General features: G+C 55.4%; 24 protein-coding genes. 10 read left to right on the top strand and 14 right to left on the bottom strand.

Annotated elements, in window-relative coordinates:
* Positions 1-2: 2 nt before the first annotated feature.
* The 7 genes from OGV50_RS19600 to OGV50_RS19570 form a co-directional block, all read right to left on the bottom strand.
* Entirely contained in the window at positions 3-254 is a 252-nt protein-coding gene (locus OGV50_RS19600) for an acyl carrier protein (protein WP_012135597.1), read from the bottom strand.
* A gap of 12 nt (positions 255-266) precedes the next feature.
* A complete protein-coding gene (locus OGV50_RS19595) occupies positions 267-524 on the bottom strand; it encodes a phosphopantetheine-binding protein (protein ID WP_024131035.1) in 258 nt (85 codons plus the stop codon).
* On the bottom strand, positions 505-1,275 hold the full coding sequence (locus tag OGV50_RS19590) for a lysophospholipid acyltransferase family protein (protein WP_228096617.1): 771 nt from the start codon (positions 1,273-1,275) through the stop codon (positions 505-507). The genes OGV50_RS19595 and OGV50_RS19590 overlap by 20 nt, the downstream gene beginning before the upstream one ends.
* A gap of 41 nt (positions 1,276-1,316) precedes the next feature.
* Positions 1,317-2,039 (bottom strand): beta-ketoacyl synthase chain length factor, encoded by a 723-nt coding sequence (locus OGV50_RS19585; RefSeq protein ID WP_200093151.1) that lies wholly within the window; start codon positions 2,037-2,039, stop codon positions 1,317-1,319.
* A 57-nt stretch (positions 2,040-2,096) separates the two neighbouring features.
* Positions 2,097-3,158 carry a class I SAM-dependent methyltransferase gene (locus tag OGV50_RS19580; RefSeq protein WP_114848076.1) on the bottom strand — a complete coding sequence of 354 codons (1,062 nt, stop codon included), beginning with the start codon at positions 3,156-3,158 and terminating at the stop codon, positions 2,097-2,099.
* A 151-nt stretch (positions 3,159-3,309) separates the two neighbouring features.
* Entirely contained in the window at positions 3,310-3,687 is a 378-nt protein-coding gene (locus tag OGV50_RS19575; protein WP_125337100.1) for a hypothetical protein, read from the bottom strand.
* 324 nt (positions 3,688-4,011) lie between these two features.
* Positions 4,012-5,061 carry an AI-2E family transporter gene (locus tag OGV50_RS19570; RefSeq protein WP_012135589.1) on the bottom strand — a complete coding sequence of 350 codons (1,050 nt, stop codon included), beginning with the start codon at positions 5,059-5,061 and terminating at the stop codon, positions 4,012-4,014.
* A gap of 131 nt (positions 5,062-5,192) precedes the next feature.
* Here OGV50_RS19570 and OGV50_RS19565 point away from each other — a divergent pair, with 131 nt between their 5' ends.
* Positions 5,193-6,410 carry an MFS transporter gene (locus tag OGV50_RS19565; protein WP_012135588.1) on the top strand — a complete coding sequence of 406 codons (1,218 nt, stop codon included), beginning with the start codon at positions 5,193-5,195 and terminating at the stop codon, positions 6,408-6,410.
* A gap of 3 nt (positions 6,411-6,413) precedes the next feature.
* Here the strand turns inward: OGV50_RS19565 and OGV50_RS19560 are convergent, their stop codons facing one another.
* Both OGV50_RS19560 and OGV50_RS19555 read right to left on the bottom strand, forming a co-directional pair.
* Positions 6,414-6,971 carry a DcrB family lipoprotein gene (locus OGV50_RS19560; protein ID WP_024131033.1) on the bottom strand — a complete coding sequence of 186 codons (558 nt, stop codon included), beginning with the start codon at positions 6,969-6,971 and terminating at the stop codon, positions 6,414-6,416.
* Between the two features lie 72 nt (positions 6,972-7,043).
* On the bottom strand, positions 7,044-7,709 hold the full coding sequence (locus OGV50_RS19555) for a 7-cyano-7-deazaguanine/7-aminomethyl-7-deazaguanine transporter (protein WP_012135586.1): 666 nt from the start codon (positions 7,707-7,709) through the stop codon (positions 7,044-7,046).
* A gap of 170 nt (positions 7,710-7,879) precedes the next feature.
* On the opposite strand from OGV50_RS19555, the gene tusA reads away from it, so the two are divergent.
* A complete protein-coding gene (gene tusA / locus OGV50_RS19550) occupies positions 7,880-8,125 on the top strand; it encodes a sulfurtransferase TusA (protein WP_012135585.1) in 246 nt (81 codons plus the stop codon).
* Positions 8,126-8,301: 176 nt separating this feature from the next.
* Positions 8,302-9,285, top strand: a complete 984-nt coding sequence (locus OGV50_RS19545) for a TRAP transporter substrate-binding protein (protein ID WP_012135584.1) — start codon at positions 8,302-8,304, stop codon at positions 9,283-9,285.
* 90 nt (positions 9,286-9,375) lie between these two features.
* Here OGV50_RS19545 and zntA read toward each other — a convergent pair whose 3' ends face one another.
* Both zntA and OGV50_RS19535 read right to left on the bottom strand, forming a co-directional pair.
* A complete protein-coding gene (gene zntA / locus OGV50_RS19540; protein WP_286488716.1) occupies positions 9,376-11,574 on the bottom strand; it encodes a Zn(II)/Cd(II)/Pb(II) translocating P-type ATPase ZntA in 2,199 nt (732 codons plus the stop codon).
* A 76-nt stretch (positions 11,575-11,650) separates the two neighbouring features.
* A complete protein-coding gene (locus OGV50_RS19535; protein WP_012135582.1) occupies positions 11,651-12,277 on the bottom strand; it encodes a lysoplasmalogenase in 627 nt (208 codons plus the stop codon).
* Between the two features lie 141 nt (positions 12,278-12,418).
* Here OGV50_RS19535 and OGV50_RS19530 point away from each other — a divergent pair, with 141 nt between their 5' ends.
* Positions 12,419-12,778 (top strand): DUF2500 domain-containing protein, encoded by a 360-nt coding sequence (locus OGV50_RS19530; RefSeq protein WP_200093194.1) that lies wholly within the window; start codon positions 12,419-12,421, stop codon positions 12,776-12,778.
* 88 nt (positions 12,779-12,866) lie between these two features.
* Here OGV50_RS19530 and OGV50_RS19525 read toward each other — a convergent pair whose 3' ends face one another.
* Together OGV50_RS19525 and rsmD are read right to left on the bottom strand one after the other, a co-directional pair.
* A complete protein-coding gene (locus OGV50_RS19525) occupies positions 12,867-13,136 on the bottom strand; it encodes a DUF1145 family protein (RefSeq protein WP_012135579.1) in 270 nt (89 codons plus the stop codon).
* The gene (gene rsmD / locus OGV50_RS19520) at positions 13,126-13,722 is read right to left on the bottom strand and encodes a 16S rRNA (guanine(966)-N(2))-methyltransferase (RefSeq protein ID WP_071259325.1); all 597 of its coding nucleotides are present in this window, start codon (positions 13,720-13,722) and stop codon (positions 13,126-13,128) included. The genes OGV50_RS19525 and rsmD overlap by 11 nt, the downstream gene beginning before the upstream one ends.
* A 136-nt stretch (positions 13,723-13,858) precedes the next feature.
* On the opposite strand from rsmD, the gene ftsY reads away from it, so the two are divergent.
* The 6 genes from ftsY to livJ all read left to right on the top strand — a co-directional run bounded on the left by ftsY (position 13,859) and on the right by livJ (position 20,996).
* Complete coding sequence (gene ftsY, locus OGV50_RS19515; protein ID WP_200093155.1) at positions 13,859-15,361, top strand: signal recognition particle-docking protein FtsY; 1,503 nt, start codon at positions 13,859-13,861, stop codon at positions 15,359-15,361.
* 2 nt (positions 15,362-15,363) lie between these two features.
* Positions 15,364-16,032, top strand: coding sequence for a cell division ATP-binding protein FtsE (gene ftsE, locus OGV50_RS19510; RefSeq protein WP_012135575.1), 669 nt, complete (start codon positions 15,364-15,366; stop codon positions 16,030-16,032).
* A complete protein-coding gene (ftsX, locus tag OGV50_RS19505; RefSeq protein WP_024131031.1) occupies positions 16,025-17,083 on the top strand; it encodes a permease-like cell division protein FtsX in 1,059 nt (352 codons plus the stop codon). Before ftsE ends, ftsX begins: the two co-directional genes overlap by 8 nt.
* A 258-nt stretch (positions 17,084-17,341) precedes the next feature.
* A complete protein-coding gene (gene rpoH / locus OGV50_RS19500) occupies positions 17,342-18,196 on the top strand; it encodes an RNA polymerase sigma factor RpoH (RefSeq protein WP_012135571.1) in 855 nt (284 codons plus the stop codon).
* Positions 18,197-18,420: 224 nt separating this feature from the next.
* Positions 18,421-19,686 carry a 4-aminobutyrate--2-oxoglutarate transaminase gene (locus OGV50_RS19495; RefSeq protein ID WP_071259330.1) on the top strand — a complete coding sequence of 422 codons (1,266 nt, stop codon included), beginning with the start codon at positions 18,421-18,423 and terminating at the stop codon, positions 19,684-19,686.
* Between the two features lie 206 nt (positions 19,687-19,892).
* Entirely contained in the window at positions 19,893-20,996 is a 1,104-nt protein-coding gene (gene livJ, locus OGV50_RS19490; protein WP_024131030.1) for a branched chain amino acid ABC transporter substrate-binding protein LivJ, read from the top strand.
* A 100-nt stretch (positions 20,997-21,096) separates the two neighbouring features.
* Here livJ and panM read toward each other — a convergent pair whose 3' ends face one another.
* A complete protein-coding gene (gene panM, locus OGV50_RS19485) occupies positions 21,097-21,480 on the bottom strand; it encodes an aspartate 1-decarboxylase autocleavage activator PanM (RefSeq protein WP_024131029.1) in 384 nt (127 codons plus the stop codon).
* Between the last annotated feature and the right edge of the window lie 256 nt (positions 21,481-21,736).

Genomic DNA, 21,736 nt, shown 5'->3' with positions numbered 1-21,736 from the left:
TATTACGCTTCTTTCAGCAGGCGTTCTACGGCGTCGACGACATCCTGCACGGTACGCACCGCTTTGAACTCTTCCGGCTTGATTTTCTTACCGGTTTTCTTTTGCAGATGCACGATCATGTCAACGGCGTCGATGCTGTCCAGCTCCAGATCTTCATACAGGCGCGCCTCAGGTTTGATGTCCTGAGGGTCGATTTCAAACAGTTTGACCAGAAGCGCGGAGACTTCTTCATAAATGGCATGTTGTTCTGTCATAACGGACTCGCCTCAGGCTCGTTGAGCGTGAATGAAAGATGCCAGCGTGGCGACGGAAAAGAAGTGCTGACGCATCTCTTCGCTCTCTGCGGAGAGCACCACGCCATACTGGTTTTTCACCGCCAGCCCCAGCTCAAGGGCATCGATCGAATCCAGTCCTAAACCATCACCAAAGAGCGCTGCCTCGGTATCGATATCGTCAGCGGACAGCTCGTCCAGATTCAGCGTATTTATTATGAGATTTTTAATTTCAAGGTAGAGCGCTTGCATCATTAATTCCTGAAAGAGGTGTAGCACCTGGTTGTAATTGAAGCAAAAGATGCCGGTTCAACTGCCTTGCCGCCAGCGCCGGTTCTTGTAAATTTGCGTCGTTAAACGGGTCGATCGCGATCCGCTCGCGCACCTCTACGGTAAACAGAGGTTTCGCGGGAGGCACGTCATACCATTTGCTCTGCTTATCCAGCAGATGCTCGCTACAGTGGATAGTCACTACGCGTAAATCGCTGCCGCAGCGTACGGCGATATTGGCCGCGCCGCGTTGCAGCGTCATTTTTTCACCGGGTCGCGTTCGCGTCCCTTCGGGGAAAATCAATATTGTGTCGCCCTGATCCAGACGCTGCTGGCAGGCCGGTAACAGCGCGTCGGCCTGGCTGTTGATCAGGTAATCCGCTGCGCGAATAACGCCGCTGACGAACGGGTTTTTCAGCAGTGCGCTCTTCACCAGGCAGTCGGTTTCGGGCATGACGGAAGCCAGCAGCACGTAATCGATAAGCGTGGGATGGTTCGCCACCACCAGACACCCTTTCTCCTGTCGCAGCACGTCGCTCCCCTCAATGCGGTAGTCCAGAACGCCAAGCGTTTTCGCTACCGTTAAAAAGGCGCGAAAACTGGCCGCAATGCTGCGACGGGCCAGGCGGCGGCGTCTGACGGGGTTCCATACCAATAGTAACAATAAGTTGAACCACACGACAGAAAGCAACAGCCCGCCGATGCCGAACAGGGCAAAACAAAAACCGGTCATCACCAGTCGCCATGCCCAATCCAGGCGCGCCAGAAGCGTATTCACGCGCGGCTCCACTGCCACTCTACCCGCTCGCCCGGTAGCGTAAAGGCGTCGGCGTTTTGTAAGTAACGCTGTAAAAACAGCAGGCTTTGCGGAAGCGGTGTTTCATCCTGAGGCGCGCCGGGACGCGTGGCGCAGGACAGCGAATTCCCCGCTTCAATGATAAAGGCGACGGCGTAAGGCCAGGTCGGCATCTGCGGTGGTAATCGCGGATGGTAAAACTCGGGCAGAAAGCCGTCGAAATCGACCATCAGTACCCGCTGATAACCCGCCTGAAGCAGGCACATCACTTCGCACAATCCTTGCTGGAAGGTGTCTCTCCCGGCGGAAAGCGAGGATGAGACAATCGGCTGTTTTGCGGCAATGGTCAGATTACCGACCGCGGAATTGTGTACTGACAGGGCGAAATCGGTGGGAGAGAGAGCCTGTTCCATCGCCAGCGCGTGCAGGATGCGGTAGTTACGCTCCAGTTCGCCGTGGCGGCTGGTATAGAGCACCGCGTCGATATCGTGGCGACGCAGCATGGCCAACCCGCACTCTACCGCCAGTTTGCTGCCGGAACTGAGCCGCCGGGCGGTCATCATCGGGAGTTCGTGCAGTTTTGCCTGCGGCGCGGCGGGATCGATGGCGTACGGCTCCCGCGACCACTGCTGCCAGTGGGTCGCTTCGCTAAGTCCTGGGGCTCTGGCCTGCCAGTCTGTTATGTTTAGTGCAAATTTCATCAACGCGCGTCCGCGGTAATCCGGTGATACCAGTGACGTTTTTTTAACGTCACTTTGTTATTTTTTCTTTTGGCATATCAATAAAGTATGCCCAACGCCCAGGTTGTCATGGCGTTCATCCACCTGGAACCCTGCCATGTCCAGATAGTGATAAAACTTCTCTACGCTGTAGAAACGGCTGTTGCCATTTGCCATACAGGTAAAATAAAGCGAAGACGCATTCAGGCTAAAAGAGGCCGCTTCAAATTTCTGCGCATCCCAGAACAGCTCCATAATGCACAGCCTTGCGCCGGGTTTCATCACGCGGGCAACGTTACTGAGCATGGTGATAATCTGTTCCGGTGAAAAGCAGTCCAGAAATTGGCTCATCCACCAGATATCGGCCTCTCCAGGTAAAGGCGTATCACCCAGCATATCCACTGCATGGAAATCTATGCGATGAGATAATCCTGCATTTTCGATATTTTTACGGGCAAGTGCAATTTGTTGTGGCAAATCTAATAAAGTGACCGCGATATTTTCATCGTACTGGCAGCAGCGTAATGCCCATTTCCCGGTATTTCCGCCCACATCGTACAGGGTTGCCGGGCGACTGGCGAATACATAAGGCAGTGCGGCGTCAAATGCGCCGTCGGAATAGTAATGATCGAAGGCGAACCAACTGTCACGCGCCGCCTGCGGTAATTGCGACAGCGCGGGATAAATCGTTGGCCAGTCGCCGAATATTTTCAGTCCTGACGGTTTGCCTTCCTTTAGCGCATTTTCCAGATAAAACAGCCCCTGATAGCAAACATCCTGGGTGAAATCCATATTTATGCGGGTCATGGCGTCATGCAGAAGAAAATGCCCCACCTTCGCGAGATAATAATGCCCCTCTTTGTGAGTAATAATACGTCCGCTTAATCCCATATCCAGCAGTACGCTGGCGGCATATTCATTGATACTGCTGTTTGCAGTGATATCGTCGAGCGTTGCGCCGCGTTTACCCTGCCGATCCAGATATGTCAGCACACCCGCGTTACGCAGACACAATGCGGCCTGGAAAAGCATGGGGGCGAAGGCGATACGTTGTGCTTCCGTGATGGCATCCAGTGCGCTGAGCGAGTCCTGTTCGTACATAATGGGGACAACCTGTTAAGAGGGGGTAAAAGCGAGTTATCGGGCCGTCTTCGACCCGACTTTAATAATCCGCGTCATCTTTCAGGCCGCCGCTTTTGACGCGTGAACGTTCAGCTCAATGCCGCCTGAATGAAAGTGCGTACCGCCTGAATTACAGACCCGCGCCTGCGGACAAGTTAACCTGGATGTCTTTGTCCAGGTTATGTACCCAGCGGTTGTAGTTTTTGTGAATTTTGCCGCCGGAAGCCTGCAAATTGAGGCTGCTGTCGTATTTGATGTCGTAGCCGGTGGCGGAGTAGGTAATGCGCACTTCAGCGACGTGGTTGCGCGTCTGCTGACGTCCTTTGATAACGCCAGGCCCGACTTCAGACATGATCCATTGACGTTGAACGCCGGCCTTCAGAATGGCGTTTTTGACCTGCTCCTGAGTATGGCCCGCGCTCACGCTGGAGTGAACCTGATCGATAGGCGCAGTACGCGCGCAACCCGCCAGAGCACCCACAACCGCAATAGCGGCAAACCATTTAATGAATTGTTTCATGAAAACTCCCTATCAATTAACTAGTTGACTAATAATGTGCTTATTAATTTATTAATAACGAACGCCAGCCATAATGGCGTCGGTTTTTATTTTATGCATTTTTCATTTCACGCGAAAACCGACTGAATGCGGTATTGTTATATCTGTTTGAGTTAAGTCGCTTTATTCCGGTGAATGCTGTTTCTTATTTATTAAATAACGGGCGGCAGGACATATTTCATTTAAGGTAAACTGCCACATATATTTAAAACGCATGACAGTTTACCGGGCAGGTGCGTAGATAAAAACTACCCTGGTTGGTAGGTAAATTAATTATCCGGGCAACCGACTTTTCGGGCGACCCGGCCCCAGTAAAATCGCCAGCTTGCTGCCGCCTTTGGTGGTCTCCATCCAGATTTTACAGACGCTGGTAAGCGGAACGGAAAGCAGCATCCCTACCGGGCCTAACAACCATCCCCACACCAGTAAAGAGAGGAACACCACCAGCGTGGACATTCCCAGGCGGTGGCCCATCATGCGTGGTTCCAGGATATTGCCGATGATCATATGCACCACCAGAAAGAGCGCGCCGACCAGAACGCATTCGTAGAAACCGTTGAACAGCAGCGCCTGAATCATCGGCGGCACCGCTGAAATGACCGAACCAATATTAGGGACATAGTTGAGTAAAAACGCCAGCACGCCCCACATCAGCGCAAACTGGATGTCCATCAGCGCCAGCCCCAGCCAGACAATCACGCCGGTCCACAGGCTCAGCAGCGTTTTCAGCGCCAGATAGTGCGACACGCCTTTGAGCGCCCGGTGTAAACCCGCAATGTGAATTTGCGGGTTGTTCAGCGCGAAACGCAGTTTGTAGGGAACGTGGCGAACTTCGAACAGCATAAACACCACCGTCATCACCAGCAGGACTACGCTTGCCATCGCCCCGGAAAGGCCGGTCATCAGTGTGGTGGTGAAGGTCATCAGTTTATCGGAGTCGATGCGTTGCAGCAGGCGTTCCGGCGACATGTGCAGGTTGAGGAAGGGCAGCATCTCCTGCAAATGCAGAACCTTACGCGTCAGCTCCTTGTTGTATTTCGGCAGCATGGCGACGAATTCATTGATTGACGCAGCCAGCACGCCGATCAGCGCCGTCAGTACGATAAGCATCACGACCACCACGAGGGTAATCGCCACCGGGCGGTTAACGCCGCGACGAATAAACCAGGTTACCAGCGGGTTGAGGACAATGGCGAAAAAGAGCGCCAGTAAGAGCTGCACAATAATATCTGCTGCGGCATGGAGCCCTGCCAGTATGACGACCAACGACGCCAGTTTGAGCAGAATATGCATCCCCGTTTTGTCGGGGTGAGGGGTTGTCATGTCATCTTCCTTTTTGCATTTTTTCTAAGTGTAGCGCCTGGCCTGAGACCAATATTCTTAATCTTGCTACTGATTTTCGCGACTCAGCATGATAAAAATGAAACACTGTTGTAAAAACGTGGTGACCTCCCATGCCCGAACCCGTCGCTGAACCGGCGCTTAGCGGATTGCGCCTCAATCTGCGTATCGTTTCTGTTGTGATTTTTAACTTCGCCAGTTATCTGACGATCGGTTTGCCGCTCGCAGTCCTGCCGGGCTATGTCCATGATGTGATGGGGTTTAGCGCCTTCTGGGCGGGGCTGGTCATAAGCTTACAATATTTTGCGACGCTCGTGAGCCGCCCTCATGCGGGGCGCTACGCTGACCTGCTGGGGCCGAAAAAGGTTGTCGTCTTTGGTTTGTGCGGCTGCTTTCTGAGCGGCCTGAGCTATCTCCTGGCGGGATTCGCCAGCGGCTGGCCGATTGCAAGCCTGCTGCTGTTATGCCTGGGGCGTGTCATTCTGGGTATTGGACAAAGCTTCGCCGGAACCGGATCAACGCTCTGGGGCGTAGGCGTGGTGGGGTCGCTGCATATTGGCCGGGTAATTTCGTGGAACGGTATTGTCACGTATGGCGCGATGGCGATGGGCGCCCCGCTTGGCGTGCTGTTTTACGCCTGGGGCGGGTTACAGGGGCTGGCGTTGACGATCATGGGCGTGGCGCTGCTGGCCGTGCTGTTTGCGCTCCCGCGCCCGGCGGTGAAAGCCAGTAAGGGCAAACCGCTGCCGTTTCGCGCTGTGCTTGGGCGCGTCTGGCTGTATGGAATGGCGCTGGCGCTGGCATCCGCGGGATTCGGCGTTATCGCCACCTTCATCACGCTGTTTTATGACGCGAAAGGGTGGGATGGCGCCGCCTTCGCGCTCACGCTGTTTAGCTGTGCGTTTGTGGGCGCCCGTTTATTGTTCCCCAATGGCATCAATCGGTTAGGCGGCTTAAACGTGGCGATGATCTGCTTTAGCGTGGAGATTATCGGGCTGCTGCTGGTGGGCGTTGCGCTGATGCCGTGGATGGCGAAAATTGGCGTGTTACTGGCGGGGGCAGGGTTCTCGCTGGTCTTCCCGGCGTTGGGCGTGGTAGCGGTAAAGGCGGTGCCGCAGCAGAATCAGGGGGCGGCGCTGGCGACCTATACGGTGTTTATGGATTTATCGTTGGGCGTGACCGGGCCGCTGGCGGGGCTGCTGATGACCTGGGCGGGCGTGCCGGTTATCTATCTGGCGGCGGCGGGTCTGGTGGCGATTGCGCTGTTGCTGACCTGGCGGTTAAAAAAACGGCCTCCGGCGGTATCGCAGGAGGCCGTGTCATCGTCTTAACCGTTACTGGATAACCAGCGTGTTAATGATGTTTTCAGCGGCGGTTTGCGCCTTCTGCTGATCGTCTGCTGGCAGCGTGATTTGCAGGGTCAGCAGTTGGTTATCCACTTTGCCCAGCAGTACGGAAGAGTACGCGGTCTGGCCTTTCGCAGAGATAATGCTGTCCAGCTGTTGCAGCGTGTGGCCTTTCAGCTCGATGGCTTTATTGGTCACGACCTGCAACTGCGGGTCGCGGCTGCGCTGTTGATCTTCCAGACGTTTCGCCAGCACGGCGAGGTCTTCATTGGTGTTATCGCCAACAATCACGATCACCGCTTTCTGGCCTGTCGCGTCAGAGTAGACGTGCATATTATTGGCCTGAGTGCCCAGCTTGCCGCTCTGGTCGGTCATATCCGCTGGCAGTGAGAACGTCAGCTTACCGTCCAGCAGGCTGACAGGTTGTCCGGTTGCGTTGCTTTCCGTAGAGGTTCCCTCTGCCGGAGCATTGGTATCGTTGTTATCACAGGCCGCAAGCCCCATAACCAGCAGGCCAATACCGACATATTTAACCAGATTGCGCATTGACTTCTTCCTTTCGATAAACGGCCATAACGGCTCATTCATCCATCTTATCACAACTCGGAAAATGAACCTTTAACTCGTCTGCAATGCCGAGATTTCAGATTTATCTGCCAGCCTTTTCAGCAACATATTCAGCAATACGCCATACATCGGCAGGAAGAAAATAATGCTGATGAGCACCTTGAAGCAGTAATCGACAAGGGCGATTTCCATCCAGTGCTCGGCCATAAAGGCATCGGGGCTGCGCCAGAAGGCGATGAAGAAGAAGGCGAGGGTATCGCTGACGTTGCCAAACAGCGTGGAGGCCGTAGGAGCCATCCACCAGCGGCGATTCTGGCGCAGGCGGTTAAAGACGTGTACATCCAGAATCTGGCCCAGCGCATACGCCATAAAGCTGGCGGTGGCGATACGCGCGACAAACAGGTTGAAGTGCAGCAGCGCGCCAAATCCCTGCCAGGAACCCATATAAAACAGCGATGAGATGACATAGGAGATGAGCAGCGCCGGGATCATCACCGCAAAGATTATCCGTCGTGCCAGCGGCGCGCCAAAAATGCGCACGGTCAGGTCGGTCGCGAGAAAAATAAAGGGAAAGCTAAAGGCGCCCCACGTCGTGTGGAACCCGAAAACAGAGATCGGAAGCTGTACCAGATAGTTACTGGAGGTGATCACCAGTAAGTGGAATAGCGATAGCCAGAACAACGCTTTTACGCGCTGTATTTGAGTAAAGGAGTTCATATTGTACCTTTTTGATCGATATTTGGGGTGAGGGAACCCAATAAAACCGCCGCATCATACTGCTTTGAAAACGTATTGCAATGGTTGTTTTTCACGCAATCGTTAACTTGATTTGCTTACGGGCAAACAGGGCGTAAACTACAGCCGTTTTTTTAGTGAATGAGACGAAGATGACCGATCTGTTTTCCTCCCCCGACCATACGCTTGATGCCCAGGGGCTACGCTGCCCGGAACCGGTAATGATGGTGCGTAAAACCGTGCGTAACATGCAAACGGGCGAAACGCTGCTGATTATTGCCGACGATCCGGCGACAACCCGTGATATTCCTGGCTTTTGTACGTTTATGGAACATGAGCTGATGGCGAAAGAGACGGATTCGCTGCCGTATCGTTATTTGCTGCGTAAAAAGCATTGAGTCTCAGCCGGATAAAACCGGCGTGACCGCTGCGACATTTTTAAACCATCGTTTCAATTTTTCCTGCTTTTTTGTGAAGCACTTCACCTTCATCTTTCAGGGCATCGGCTACGGTTTAAGCGTAAAAACTAAAACAATGTTTTAACGCTACCCTCTCAACCTCTGGAGCTGACCCGATGAAAGTGACTCTCAAGCCGCTCGCGGCTTCCCTGTGCCTGGCTACCGCGTCAATACTGTTTTCCCATTCTGTTTTCGCGCAGGTCATTAAAGCGGCGGATGTCCATCCGCAGGGCTATCCGAATGTCGTCGCCGTGCAGAAAATGGGCGAAAAACTCAAACAACAAACCGACGGTAAGCTGGAAATTAAAGTGTTCCCGGGCGGCGTGCTGGGCGATGAGAAACAGATGATTGAACAGGCGCAAATCGGCGCGATTGATATGATTCGCGTATCGATGGCGCCGGTGGCGGCTATTCTGCCGGATATCGAAGTCTTTACGCTGCCCTATGTGTTCCGCGACGAAGACCACATGCACAAAATTATTGATGGCGATATCGGGAAAAGCATTGGCGATAAGCTGACGAACAACCCGAAATCACGTCTGGTGTTTCTTGGCTGGATGGACTCCGGGACGCGCAACCTGATTACCAAAAACCCGGTGGAAAAGCCGGAAGATCTCCACGGTATGAAGATTCGCGTGCAGGGAAGCCCGGTGGCGCTGGATACGCTGAAAGACATGGGGGCGAACTCGGTGGCGATGGGGGTGAGCGAGGTGTTTAGCGGTATGCAGACCGGCGTGATTGACGGTGCGGAAAACAACCCGCCGACTTTTGTCGCGCATAACTACATGCCGGTTGCGAAGAATTACACCCTCAGCGGGCACTTTATCACCCCGGAAATGCTGCTCTATTCCAAAGTGAAGTGGGACAAGCTGACTGCGGATGAGCAGCAGAAGATCCTGACGCTGGCGCGCGAAGCGCAGTTTGAGCAGCGTAAATTGTGGGATGCCTACAACCAGGAGGCATTAGCGAAGATGAAGGCTGGCGGCGTGCAGTTCCACGAAATTGATAAAGCGTATTTCGTGAAGGCCACCGAGCCGGTACGCGCGCAGTATGGCGAAAAACACCAGGCGTTGATGAAGGCGATTGCCGACGTGCAGTAAGCGCCTTCGCTTCGCCGGATGAGCAGGCCTGCGTGGGTTCGTGCCATGATCCCCGTAGGCCTGATAAGCCTGGCGCCATCAGGCGACAATCTACCCTTTACGCAACAGCCGCAGCGCGTTGGCGGTCACCAGCACTGTCGCCCCGGTATCCGCCAGCACGGCCAGCCACAGGCCGGTTATGCCGAGCAGCGTGGTGATGAGGAAGATCCCTTTCAGCCCCAGGGCAATCGCGATGTTCTGACGAATATTGGCGTGGGTGGCGCGCGCCAGCTGGATCATCTGTACCAGCCCGCGCAGGCGGTTATGCGTCAGGGCGGCGTCTGCCGTTTCCAGCGCGACATCCGTTCCGCTTCCCATCGCAATACCTATCGCGGCGGCTTTCATTGCGGGGGCGTCGTTAATGCCGTCACCCACCATCGCCAGCGGGGCGTGCTGATTGAGCGCCGTCACCGCCCGGACTTTATCTTCTGGTAGCAGGCCCGCTTTAAACGTCAGGCCCAGCTCTCCGGCAATGGCCGCAGCCGCGCGTGGGTTATCGCCGGTCAGGATCACGCCTTTCACCCCTAACTGATTAAGTTCGCCGATCGCGGTGCGGGCGTCATCGCGCAGCGTATCCTGTAGGGCGAGCACGCCGAGTACGTCGTCGTTGCGCAGCACCAGCACGACCGTCTGTCCGGCGCTTTCCAGTTCGCTGATTTGCCCGGCAAAGGCTTCCGCCGGGCGTTTGCCTGCGGCGCAAATCAGGATGCGCTCGCCATTAACCTGAGCTTCGATACCCGAACCGACCAGCGCGCGCTGCTCCAGCGCTGGCGGAATGGTCAGTTCACGCGTCTGCGCTTCACGCACAATGGCCTGCGCCAGTGGGTGCGTCGCGCCTTGTTCCACCGCCGCCGCCAGCGCCAGCAGCTCTGCTTCGCCGATCCCGCTTGCCGGATGGATGGCGGTGACGCGCGGTTTCCCTACGGTCAGGGTACCGGTTTTATCGAACGCCACCTGAGTGACTCGGCCTAGCTGCTCCAGCGCTGCGCCGCCTTTAATCAACGCCCCGCGACGTGCCGCCGCCGCCAGCCCGGAGGTGATGGCCGCCGGGGTGGAAATGACCAGCGCACACGGGCAGCCAATCAGTAACAGCGTGAGTCCCTTATAAATCCACTCTTGCCAGGACGCGGCAAACAGCAGCGGCGGCACCAGCGTGACCAGCAGCGCGACGGCCATAATCACCGGGGTGTAAATCCGGCTGAAGCGGTCAATAAAACGCTCAATGGGCGCGCGGCGTTCCTCGGCTTCTTCAATCAGCTTCAGGATGCGGTCAATCGCGCTGGCGCCCGGTTCTGACAGCACCTCCAGTGTGACGAGCCGATCCACGCTGGTGGCGCCGGCGGGGACTTTCTCGCCCGTTGAGCGCTCGACCGGAATCGACTCGCCGGTGAGCGCGCTCTCATCAAAACTGGCGAAACCGGAGACCAGCCTGCCGTCGGCGGGTAAGCGCCCACCTGCCGCCACTTCGATAATGTCGCCGGGTTGCAGGGTGTTGATCGCCACCTCTTCGCGCACGCCATCGCACAGGCGCGTGGCGGTTTCCGGTTTGAGGGCCATCAGCGCGCTGACCCCCCTGCGGGCGCGGCTGGCAGCCCACCCTTCGAGGCGTTCGCCGATCAGAAATAACAGCAGCACCATCGCCGCTTCCGCCGTCGCGCCAATAAACAGCGCGCCAATCGCCGCCACGCTCATCAGCGTTTCGATGGCGAACCAGCTACCGGTTTTCATCAGACGCAGCGCCTGACGGGCAATGGGATACAGGCCGACCAGCGTGGTGGCGATAAACGCCAGTTGGCCGAACGGATGGTTGAATTGCTCCAGCCCCCAGCTAATCGCCATCATAATGATGAGCGTGATCAGCGGCAGGTTTTCTTGCAGCCGGGATTCGCGCGCCTCTGCTGTGGCCTGTTCATCACGCAGGGTATAGCCCGCCTTTTGTACGGCGCGTTCAACGTGTTGGCGGATATCGGCATTCGCATCCACCACCAGTTTCTCGGTGGCGAACAGCACCTGTACCTGATTGACGCCCCCGACCTGGCGCACGGCGTTTTCGACTTTACGGGCGCAGGCGGCGCAGTCCATACCGGCGACTTTCCAGGTGTAACGCGTCCCTTCGATGGTGTCGGGGATGAGAGCCTCCGTTGCGCAGGCGCCCTCACAGCAGCAGTCATCTACCTTCCGGGGGGCTGGCGCCAGTTTGAAGGATGAAAATTGTGGGACTTTTTTGCCATCAGTATCGGGTGTCAACATGGCATCCTCCGGTTGATGATAATTTTCTCATTAACCGGAGGATACACTCTGGAGTCGACTCCAGAGTCAAGCGTTATTAAAGATAAAGTGAGCGGACAATCAGGAAGTGCCCGGCAAAGTAGCAGGCGGCGGAAATAGCGTTATCCGCGCGGAAGCGGCAGCGGTAATGGCTGCCCAGCCAGACGATGTTGCCGAGGAATAACAACGATGCGCCCATAAAAGCAGAGAGCGCCGGGGCGGTCGGGCGGAAGAACCACAGTTCACCGGCCAGCCAGACCATCATGAGCGTCATGGCGATAAAGGTGCATATCGGCCAGCGCAGCTCTTCCAGACGCGTCCAGATCACTGCAATCAGCAACCCGCCCAACACCAGCAGCACTAACGGCAATGGCCAGAAGAACGACAGCGTCATCTGGCTGGCGAAATAGAGGGTGTACAGCAGGTGCGACAGGAAGAATGCGCCAATGGCGTACAGCAGACGTTGGCGCGGCAACAGCGTCAACGCATCGCCCAGCAACGAGGCGCACAGGCCCGCCAGCACAAGGTAGCTGATCGCGTCGAACATCGGCGCTTGCCAGGCGAGTAAAAGAAGGAGAATCAGGGTGAGAGGTTTAAAGACCCAGCGCTGCCACGCTGGCCCACGATACGATGCGTCCACAAATAGCCATGCGGAAAGACAGACAGCGATAAACGACCAAAGCATCTTAGTTCCTTGAATTCGTTATTTTTTCGCGAGCGGTATGCTCACGGCCCTGTTGTCCAGTGTAGAGGTCGGCGCAGGCAGATGACAACACCATAACGGGCAGGGTATGCTTATTTCCGCATTTTCTGATGGGTTAAAATGATGAGTAAACCACCACTTTTTTTCATTGTTATCATTGGCTTGATTGTTATCGCCGCGTCGTTTCGCTTTGTTTCGCAGCGGCGAGAAAAAGCCGATAACGATGCCGCGCCATTGCAGCAAAAGCAGGTGGTGGTGAGCAATAAGCGCGAAAAGCCGATCAACGATCGGCGCTCGCGTCAGCAGCAGGTGGCGCCAGCGGGCACCAGTATGCGTTATGAAGCCAGCTTTAAACCGCAGCGCGGCGGGCTTGAGCAGACGTTCCGGCTGGATGCCCAACAGTACCATGCGTTAACGGTCGGGGATAAAGGCACGCTGAGCTACAAAGGTTCGCGGTTTGTCGATTTTGTCGCCCAGCCATAAGATTTCGCCCGATGGCGTGTTGCTTATCGGGCCTACGGTCTGAGGGGGTTGTAGGTCGGATAAGGCGCAGCCGACATCCGGCAAAAGGTTATTTTTTAACGTTAAATTTCTTCTGCCACACCAGCAGCTCAAAGACGCCGAACAGAAAAATACGGATTTTCTCGCCGGTGGTCATCTGCGGGCCATCTTTAGGCATGGTGCTTTTTAACAGCGCCAGCTGCATACCGTGCATCAGCACCATAAAGACCAGCGCGACGTTGACGAAAATATTCAGCGGGCGTGGAAAGGGTTGGAAAATATTCAGTAGTAAAAATGCCCAGACGCACAGCATCAGCAGACGTCCCAGATTAATCAGCATCGCTTTCTCCTTGTGCTTCCCGTTGATACAGGCGGTATGCGACCTGCCCGGCCACTTTTTCACGATACAACGACCAGTTTGCCGGGACGGGCGGCAGACCGTTTTCGACTTCGCTTTCGACGTAAATATACGCGTCATCAGCCAGCCAGCCGTGCGTTTCCAGCAGGCTTAACGTCTCTTCCAGCAGCCCTTTGCGAAACGGGGGATCGACAAACACCACGCTGTGCGGCGTACCGGTCTGCGCCAGAAAGGCCAGCGTATTGGCGTTGACCACGCGGGCGTTGCCTGCCTTTAGCGTAGCAAGATTCTTTTGTAACTGCTGTGACACGGCGCGATCCATCTCCAGCAACGTCGCGCCCGCCGCATAGCGGGAAAGCGCTTCCAGCCCCAGCGCGCCGCTTCCGGCGAAACAATCCAGACAGTGGGCGTCTACCATGACCGGCGCCAGCCAGTTAAACAGCGTCTCGCGAACCCGGTCGGTTGTCGGGCGCAGCCCTGGGCTGTCGGGAACCGGAAGTTTACGGCCCCGCCATTGTCCGCCAATAATGCGGATTTGACCGCTGCCAGAGTGATTCGGTTTTTTCATTTCTATTGCTCAATCCGCTGCTGACGTGTCATTCCAGGCGGTGATGTGAATTAAGTTAAGTGGTAGACTATTTCATCATTTTTTTAGCTTCCATGTATATAGCGCCAGATATTAACCGCGAGGAGTACAGTCGCAGATGGCAAAACAGAAAAAACGTGGCTTCTTTTCCTGGCTGGGCTTTGGTGAAAAAGAGCAGGAACAGGAACAAAAAACCGAAGAACAACAGCGTGTTGAAGAACCGTTAGCGCCAGAAACGCCGGTTGAGACGGCGGCAGAGGCCGACGCGGAAACGCACGCCCACGGCAAGGCGGAGACCGACGCTTTCGCCGAAGCCGTGGTGAACGTCACCGAACAGGTTCAGGAAAGCGAAAAACCGCAGCCGGTTGAGCCAGAGCCTGTCGTAGAGCCTGTTGTTGACCCCGTGGTTGAAGAAGACATCGTTGAGCCGCAGGCGGTGGTGGAACATGAAGAACTGCCGCTGCCGGAGGAGGTGAACGTCGAAGAGACGTCGCCTGAAGAGTGGCAGGCCGAAGCGGAAACGGTAGAGATCGTGGAGGCGGTAGAAGAAGAGGCGCAAAACGAACCGCAACTGACCGACGAAGAACGGGAAGCGCAGGCGCTGGCGACGGAAGCGGCGGAAGACGCGGTGGTTGTCGTGCCGGCGGCAGAAGAAGAGACGCCGGTTGAGGAGGTGATTCAGGAGCAAGAGAAGCCGACAAAAGAGGGTTTCTTTGCGCGCCTGAAACGTAGTCTTCTGAAAACAAAAGAAAATCTCGGTTCAGGATTTATCAGTCTGTTCCGTGGTAAGAAAATCGACGATGATCTGTTTGAAGAACTGGAAGAGCAGTTACTGATTGCCGATGTGGGCGTGGAAACCACCCGCAAGATCATCGCTAACCTGACAGAGGGCGCCAGCCGTAAACAGCTGCATGACGCCGAAGCGCTGTATGGCCTGCTGAAAGACGAGATGGGCGATATCCTCGCAAAAGTTGACGAACCGCTTAATATTGAAGGCAAAACGCCGTTTGTTATTCTGATGGTTGGCGTTAACGGCGTGGGGAAAACCACCACGATCGGTAAGCTGGCGCGTCAGTTCGAGCAGCAGGGCAAATCCGTGATGCTGGCGGCGGGGGATACCTTCCGTGCGGCGGCGGTAGAGCAGTTGCAGGTCTGGGGCCAGCGTAACAACATTCCGGTTATCGCCCAGCATACCGGCGCGGATTCCGCTTCCGTTATCTTTGACGCCATCCAGGCGGCGAAAGCGCGTAATGTGGATGTGCTGATTGCCGATACCGCAGGTCGCTTGCAGAACAAAGCGCACCTGATGGAAGAACTGAAAAAAATCGTTCGCGTGATGAAGAAACTCGACGAAGATGCGCCGCATGAAGTGATGCTGACCATCGACGCCAGCACCGGGCAGAATGCGATAAGCCAGGCCAAACTGTTCCATGAAGCGGTTGGCCTGACCGGTATCACCCTGACCAAGCTGGATGGCACGGCGAAGGGTGGGGTTATCTTCTCGGTTGCCGATCAGTTTGGCATTCCTATCCGCTATATTGGTGTGGGCGAACGTATCGAGGATTTACGTCCGTTTAAGGCGGACGATTTTATAGAGGCACTTTTTGCCCGAGAGGATTAACAATGATTCGCTTTGAACATGTCAGCAAGGCCTATCTCGGTGGGAGACAAGCGCTGCAAGGAGTCACATTCCACATGCAGCCAGGCGAGATGGCGTTTCTGACCGGTCACTCAGGCGCGGGGAAAAGTACCCTGCTGAAGCTTATCTGTGGGATTGAACGGCCGAGCGCCGGGAAAATCTTCTTCAGCGGGCATGACATTACGCGCCTGAAAAACCGTGAAGTGCCGTTTCTGCGTCGTCAGATCGGAATGATTTTCCAGGATCACCACCTGCTGATGGATCGTACGGTCTATGACAACGTGGCGATCCCGTTGATTATCGCTGGCGCCAGCGGGGACGACATCCGTCGTCGTGTGTCGGCGGCGCTGGATAAAGTCGGGCTGCTGGACAAAGCGAGGAATTTTCCCATTCAACTCTCTGGCGGTGAGCAGCAGCGCGTGGGGATTGCCCGTGCGGTGGTGAACAAGCCTGCGGTGCTGCTGGCGGATGAACCGACCGGGAACCTGGATGATGCCTTATCGGAAGGGATTTTACGTCTGTTTGAAGAGTTTAACCGCGTTGGGGTGACGGTATTGATGGCGACGCACGACATCGGGCTTATCTCCCGTCGTTCGTACCGTATGCTCACCCTGAGCGAAGGTCATTTGCATGGAGGCCTGGTCAGTGAATAAGCGTGACGCTATCAACCAAATCAGGCAGTTTGGCGGCAGACTGGATCGTTTTCGTAAATCTGGCGGTTCGTCCGGCGACGGCGGCCGCAATGCGCCGAGACGCGCAAAACCCTCGCCAAAGCCGAACTCGCGTAAAACCAACGTCTTTAACGAGCAGGTGCGCTATGCGTTCCAGGGCGCGTTACAGGATCTGAAAAGCAAGCCGCTGGCGACGTTTCTGACGGTGATGGTGATTGCCATCTCTCTGACGCTGCCAAGCGTTTGCTACATGGTCTATAAGAACGTCAACCAGGCGGCGACGCAGTACTATCCGTCCCCGCAGATCACCGTTTACCTGCAAAAGACGCTGGATGATGACGCGGCCGCCGGGGTGGTCGCACAGCTCCAGGCCGAGCAGGGGGTGGAGAAGGTCAACTATCTCTCCCGCGACGATGCGCTTGGCGAGTTCCGCAACTGGTCCGGCTTTGGCGGCGCGCTGGACATGCTGGAAGAGAATCCGCTTCCGGCAGTGGCGGTGGTGATCCCGAAACTGGATTTCCAGGGAACGGAGTCGCTGAATACGCTACGCGATCGCATCTCGCAGATTAACGGCATTGATGAAGTGCGTATGGATGACAGCTGGTTTGCCCGTCTGGCGGCGCTGACCGGGCTGGTAGGGCGCGTTTCCGCGATGATCGGCGTGCTGATGGTGGCGGCGGTGTTCCTCGTCATCGGCAACAGCGTGCGTCTGAGCATTTTCGCCCGCCGCGACACCATCAACGTGCAGAAACTGATTGGCGCGACGGATGGATTTATCCTGCGACCGTTCCTGTACGGCGGCGCGCTGCTCGGTTTTTCAGGGGCATTTCTTTCACTGATTTTGTCAGAAATTTTGGTGATGCGCTTGTCGTCAGCGGTGACGGAAGTGGCGCAGGTTTTCGGAACGAAGTTTGATATCAATGGCTTATCGTTCGATGAGTGCCTGTTGCTGCTGCTGGTGTGCTCGATGATCGGCTGGGTTGCGGCGTGGCTTGCCACTGTGCAACATTTACGTCACTTTACTCCCGATTAATAAAAGCGTGGTATACTCTTTCCCTGCAATGAGTTCCCGTTCGCAGGGAAAGAGCTTCAAAACATCTCATTCCCCTGCCCACAGTGTTTTTTCATAGCGGTGTCACATTTTGTGCGTAATTTATTCACAACGTTGCATTGAACTTGTGGATAAAATCACTGTCTGATAAAAGAGTGAGTGCTATTCTCGTTGCTCATAAACGCTGGCACGTTTGTTGCTCATTTGCAGTGCCAGACGATATAAATTGAGAGGATTTGAATGACCAAAGAAATGCAAAATTTAGCTTTAGCCCCTGTTGGTAACCTGGAATCTTACATCCGGGCTGCAAACGCGTGGCCGATGTTATCGGCTGACGAAGAACGGGCACTGGCTGAAAAGCTGCATTACCAGGGCGATCTGGAAGCAGCTAAGACGCTGATTCTGTCTCACCTGCGCTTTGTTGTTCATGTTGCTCGTAACTATGCGGGCTATGGCCTGCCGCAGGCGGATCTGATTCAGGAAGGTAACATCGGCCTGATGAAAGCCGTGCGCCGTTTTAACCCGGAAGTGGGTGTGCGCCTGGTTTCTTTCGCCGTGCACTGGATCAAAGCGGAGATCCACGAATACGTATTGCGTAACTGGCGTATCGTTAAAGTCGCAACCACCAAAGCACAGCGTAAGCTGTTCTTTAACCTGCGTAAAACCAAGCAGCGTCTGGGCTGGTTTAATCAGGATGAAGTGGAAATGGTGGCGCGCGAACTGGGCGTAACCAGCAAAGACGTCCGCGAGATGGAATCCCGTATGGCGGCGCAGGACATGACGTTTGACATGTCTTCGGACGACGAGTCTGACAGCCAGCCGATGGCGCCAGTGCTGTATTTGCAGGATAAAACCTCTAACTTTGCCGACGGCATTGAAGAGGATAACTGGGAAGATCAGGCGGCAAACAAACTGACCCACGCAATGGAAGGTCTGGACGAGCGTAGCCAGGACATCATTCGCGCCCGTTGGCTGGACGAAGACAATAAGTCCACGCTACAGGAGCTGGCCGACCGCTATGGCGTTTCTGCTGAACGTGTACGTCAGCTTGAAAAGAACGCGATGAAGAAACTGCGCGCCGCTATCGAAGCGTAATTTCCGCGAAGTGCCCGAAAAACCCTGGATGAGAATCCGGGGTTTTTTGTTTTCCAGGCCGAATAAGGCACCGCCGCCATCCGGCAAACAGGCCGACATAAATGCCCGATGGCGCTTCGCTTATCGGGCTACGGGGATAACGCTTTTTTTCTCCCCCACTCTGGCGAATTCTTCCCCCCTGGCAAACACTTACCGATGGGTTGTGCGCATCTTAGGGGGAGAAGGTGAAAAATAACGAACTGAATGAAAGACGGTTGCAGGCGACGCCGCGCGGCATCGGGGTGATGTGCGGTTTCTATGCCGACAGAGCGGAAAACGCCACGCTGTGGGATATTGAAGGCAATGAGGTGATTGATTTCGCCGCCGGAATTGCCGTGTTGAACACCGGGCACCGCCATCCAAAAGTCATCGCGGCAATTGAAAAACAGCTCCAGTCATTTACCCATACCGCGTATCAAATCGTGCCTTATGCAAGCTACGTTACGCTTGCCGAGCGTATTAACGAGCGCGTGCCGGTCAACGGCCCGGCGAAAACGGCTTTCTTCTCTACCGGTGCGGAGGCGGTCGAAAACGCGGTGAAAATTGCGCGTGCCTGTACCCGACGACCGGGGCTGATTACCTTTGGCGGCGCGTTTCACGGGCGAACCTTTATGACGATGGCGCTCACCGGTAAGGTCGCGCCCTACAAAATTGGCTTTGGACCGTTCCCGGGATCGGTCTATCACGCGCAATATCCGAATCCTTTGCATGGCGTTACCACGGCGGATGCGCTGAACAGTCTCGAACGGATTTTTAAAGCCGATATCGCGCCGGACCAGGTGGCGGCCATTATCCTGGAACCGGTGCAGGGGGAAGGGGGCTTTAACGTCGCGCCAACGGATTTCATGCAGGCGCTGCGTACGTTATGCGATACCCACGGCATCTTGCTGATCGCTGATGAAGTGCAGACTGGTTTTGCCCGTACAGGCAAACTGTTTGCGATGGAGCACCACGGCGTTCAGCCGGATCTCATCACGATGGCCAAAAGTCTGGCCGGCGGTATGCCGCTGTCGGCGGTATCCGGTCGCGCCGAGGTGATGGATGCGCCAGCGCCGGGCGGTCTTGGCGGCACCTACGCCGGAAACCCGCTGGCGGTGGCCGCCGCGCATGCGGTGCTTGATGTGATTGAAGAAGACGATCTCTGCACTCGCGCCACGCAGCTTGGTCAGCATCTGGTTGAGGTGTTGAACAAAGCGAAAGCCGCCTGCCCGTCCATTGCTGAGATCCGCGCGCAGGGCTCGATGGTGGCGGTAGAGTTTACCGATCCGCAAACCGGTCAGCCGTCCCCGGAATTTACCCGGCAGGTGCAGGATCGCGCGTTGCAGGAGGGTCTGCTGCTACTCAGCTGCGGTGTTTACGGCAACGTGATCCGCTTCCTCTATCCGCTGACGATCCCCGATGCGCAGTTCCGTAAAGCGCTGGAGATCATTACGCGTTCGCTGACACGATAAACCGACGCCGCCCGTTGCGGCGGCGCCCCGTTTTGTCATCAACTTGTTATCTGACTGTCAAATTAGCTATTCCAAAATCATAAAAATCGGGTATGTTTTAGCAGAGTATGCTGCTAAAGCACGGGTGGCTTACCATTAATTGAAATAAAGTGCTGAACAACAACATCACAACATACGTAATAACCACAATAATGGGGATTCTCAGGATGAATATGAAGGGTAAAGCGTTATTGGCAGGATGTATCGCCCTGTCTTTGAGCAATATGGCGTTTGCTAAGGATATCAAAGTGGCCGTTGTCGGCGCGATGTCTGGTCCGGTAGCGCAGTACGGCGATCAGGAATTTACCGGCGCGGAGCAGGCGATTGCCGATATCAACGCGAAAGGCGGCATCAAGGGCGATAAGCTGGTTGCCGTGAAATATGATGATGCCTGCGACCCGAAACAAGCGGTAGCCGTAGCCAACAAAGTGGTCAACGACGGCATTAAATATGTTATCGGCCACCTGTGCTCCTCATCCACGCAGCCTGCGTCTGATATCTATGAAGACGAAGGCATTCTGATGATTACTCCGGCTGCGACCGCACCGGAACTGACCGCGCGCGGTTATCAGCTGATCCTGCGCACCACCGGTCTGGACTCCGATCAGGGGCCGACGGCGGCGAAATATATTCTGGAAAGCGTGAAGCCGCAGCGCATCGCCATTATTCACGATAAGCAGCAGTACGGTGAAGGCCTGGCGCGCGCGGTGCAGGATGGCCTGAAAAAAGGCAACGCCAACGTGGTGTTCTTCGACGGGATTACCGCCGGCGAGAAAGATTTCTCCACCCTGGTGGCGCGCCTGAAGAAAGAGAACATCGATTTTGTGTATTACGGCGGCTACCACCCTGAGATGGGGCAGATCCTGCGCCAGGCTCGCGCTGCTGGCCTGAAAACGAAGTTTATGGGGCCGGAAGGGGTAGCGAACGTGTCGCTGTCTAACATTGCCGGTGAGTCTGCCGAGGGGATGCTGGTCACCAAGCCGAAGAACTACGATCAGGTTCCGGCGAACAAACCGATCGTAGACGCTATCAAAGCGAAGAAACAGGACCCAAGCGGCGCGTTTGTGTGGACCACCTACGCGGCGTTGCAGTCATTGCAGGCGGGTCTGAATCAGTCCGACGATCCGGCTGAAATCGCCAAATACCTGAAAGCGAATACCGTGGAAACCGTTATGGGGCCGTTGTCCTGGGATGAGAAGGGCGATCTGAAAGGCTTTGAGTTCGGCGTCTTTACCTGGCATGCCGACGGTACGGCAACCGACGCCAGGTAATTGAGTGCCGGGTGGCGGCTTCGCCTTACCCCCTGGAAAATTGCGTGAGAGTTGCGAAACACGTAGGCCGGATAAGCGTTAGCGCCATCCGGCTTTTTTATTACCGTTTTTCCCAGCCGTCCGCCTGCGCCGTAAACCCTAATGCCTGCATAAACGCCGCCATTACGCCTCGCTCTTCGACGCCGACATCTGCCATCCACCAGGCTGAAACGCCCGGATTATTGCGGATCACCTCTTCCACCAGATACTGCCCCACGCCGCGACGACGCGTGATCTCGCGAACCCGCAATGAGTCCAGCGCGCCTTGCGTACCGCTTAGCGTTACCCGCACAGCGCCCAACAGACGCTCATTGAAACGCGCCGCGTAGATCCGGTGAGTATCATCTACGCTTAAAGACGAGGCGGAGTATTCCGGCCAGATTTTACCCAGATCGATGAGATCCTGGGCGCTAAAGTTTTCTAAACGAACGATGGTCAGCTTCATCGACAGCATGTCCAAATCACCAAAGAGAGAACCAGTGTACCGAAATAATGTGTTCCGACACTTTCTCTTTTTTATTTCATTTACCAGGCGATTAGTTTTTTGGCAACGATAAGTACAGTTTGAAACATCAGAGAATGAAAAACAGGCAGGATAATCCCCTGGGAGGCAGCGTTTTATTCCGCTCTTTGTGCCGTTATTTTATGCTGACAAGTGCGCTTTTTTTTGTTTATCTATAGCTGAAATCAGAATATTATCT

Source organism: Citrobacter sp. CK180 (genome assembly GCF_030333655.1).
GTDB lineage: Bacteria > Pseudomonadota > Gammaproteobacteria > Enterobacterales > Enterobacteriaceae > Citrobacter_B > Citrobacter_B koseri.
Note: the sequence above shows the minus strand (reverse complement) of the source record. Positions and strands in the feature narration are given on the sequence as shown.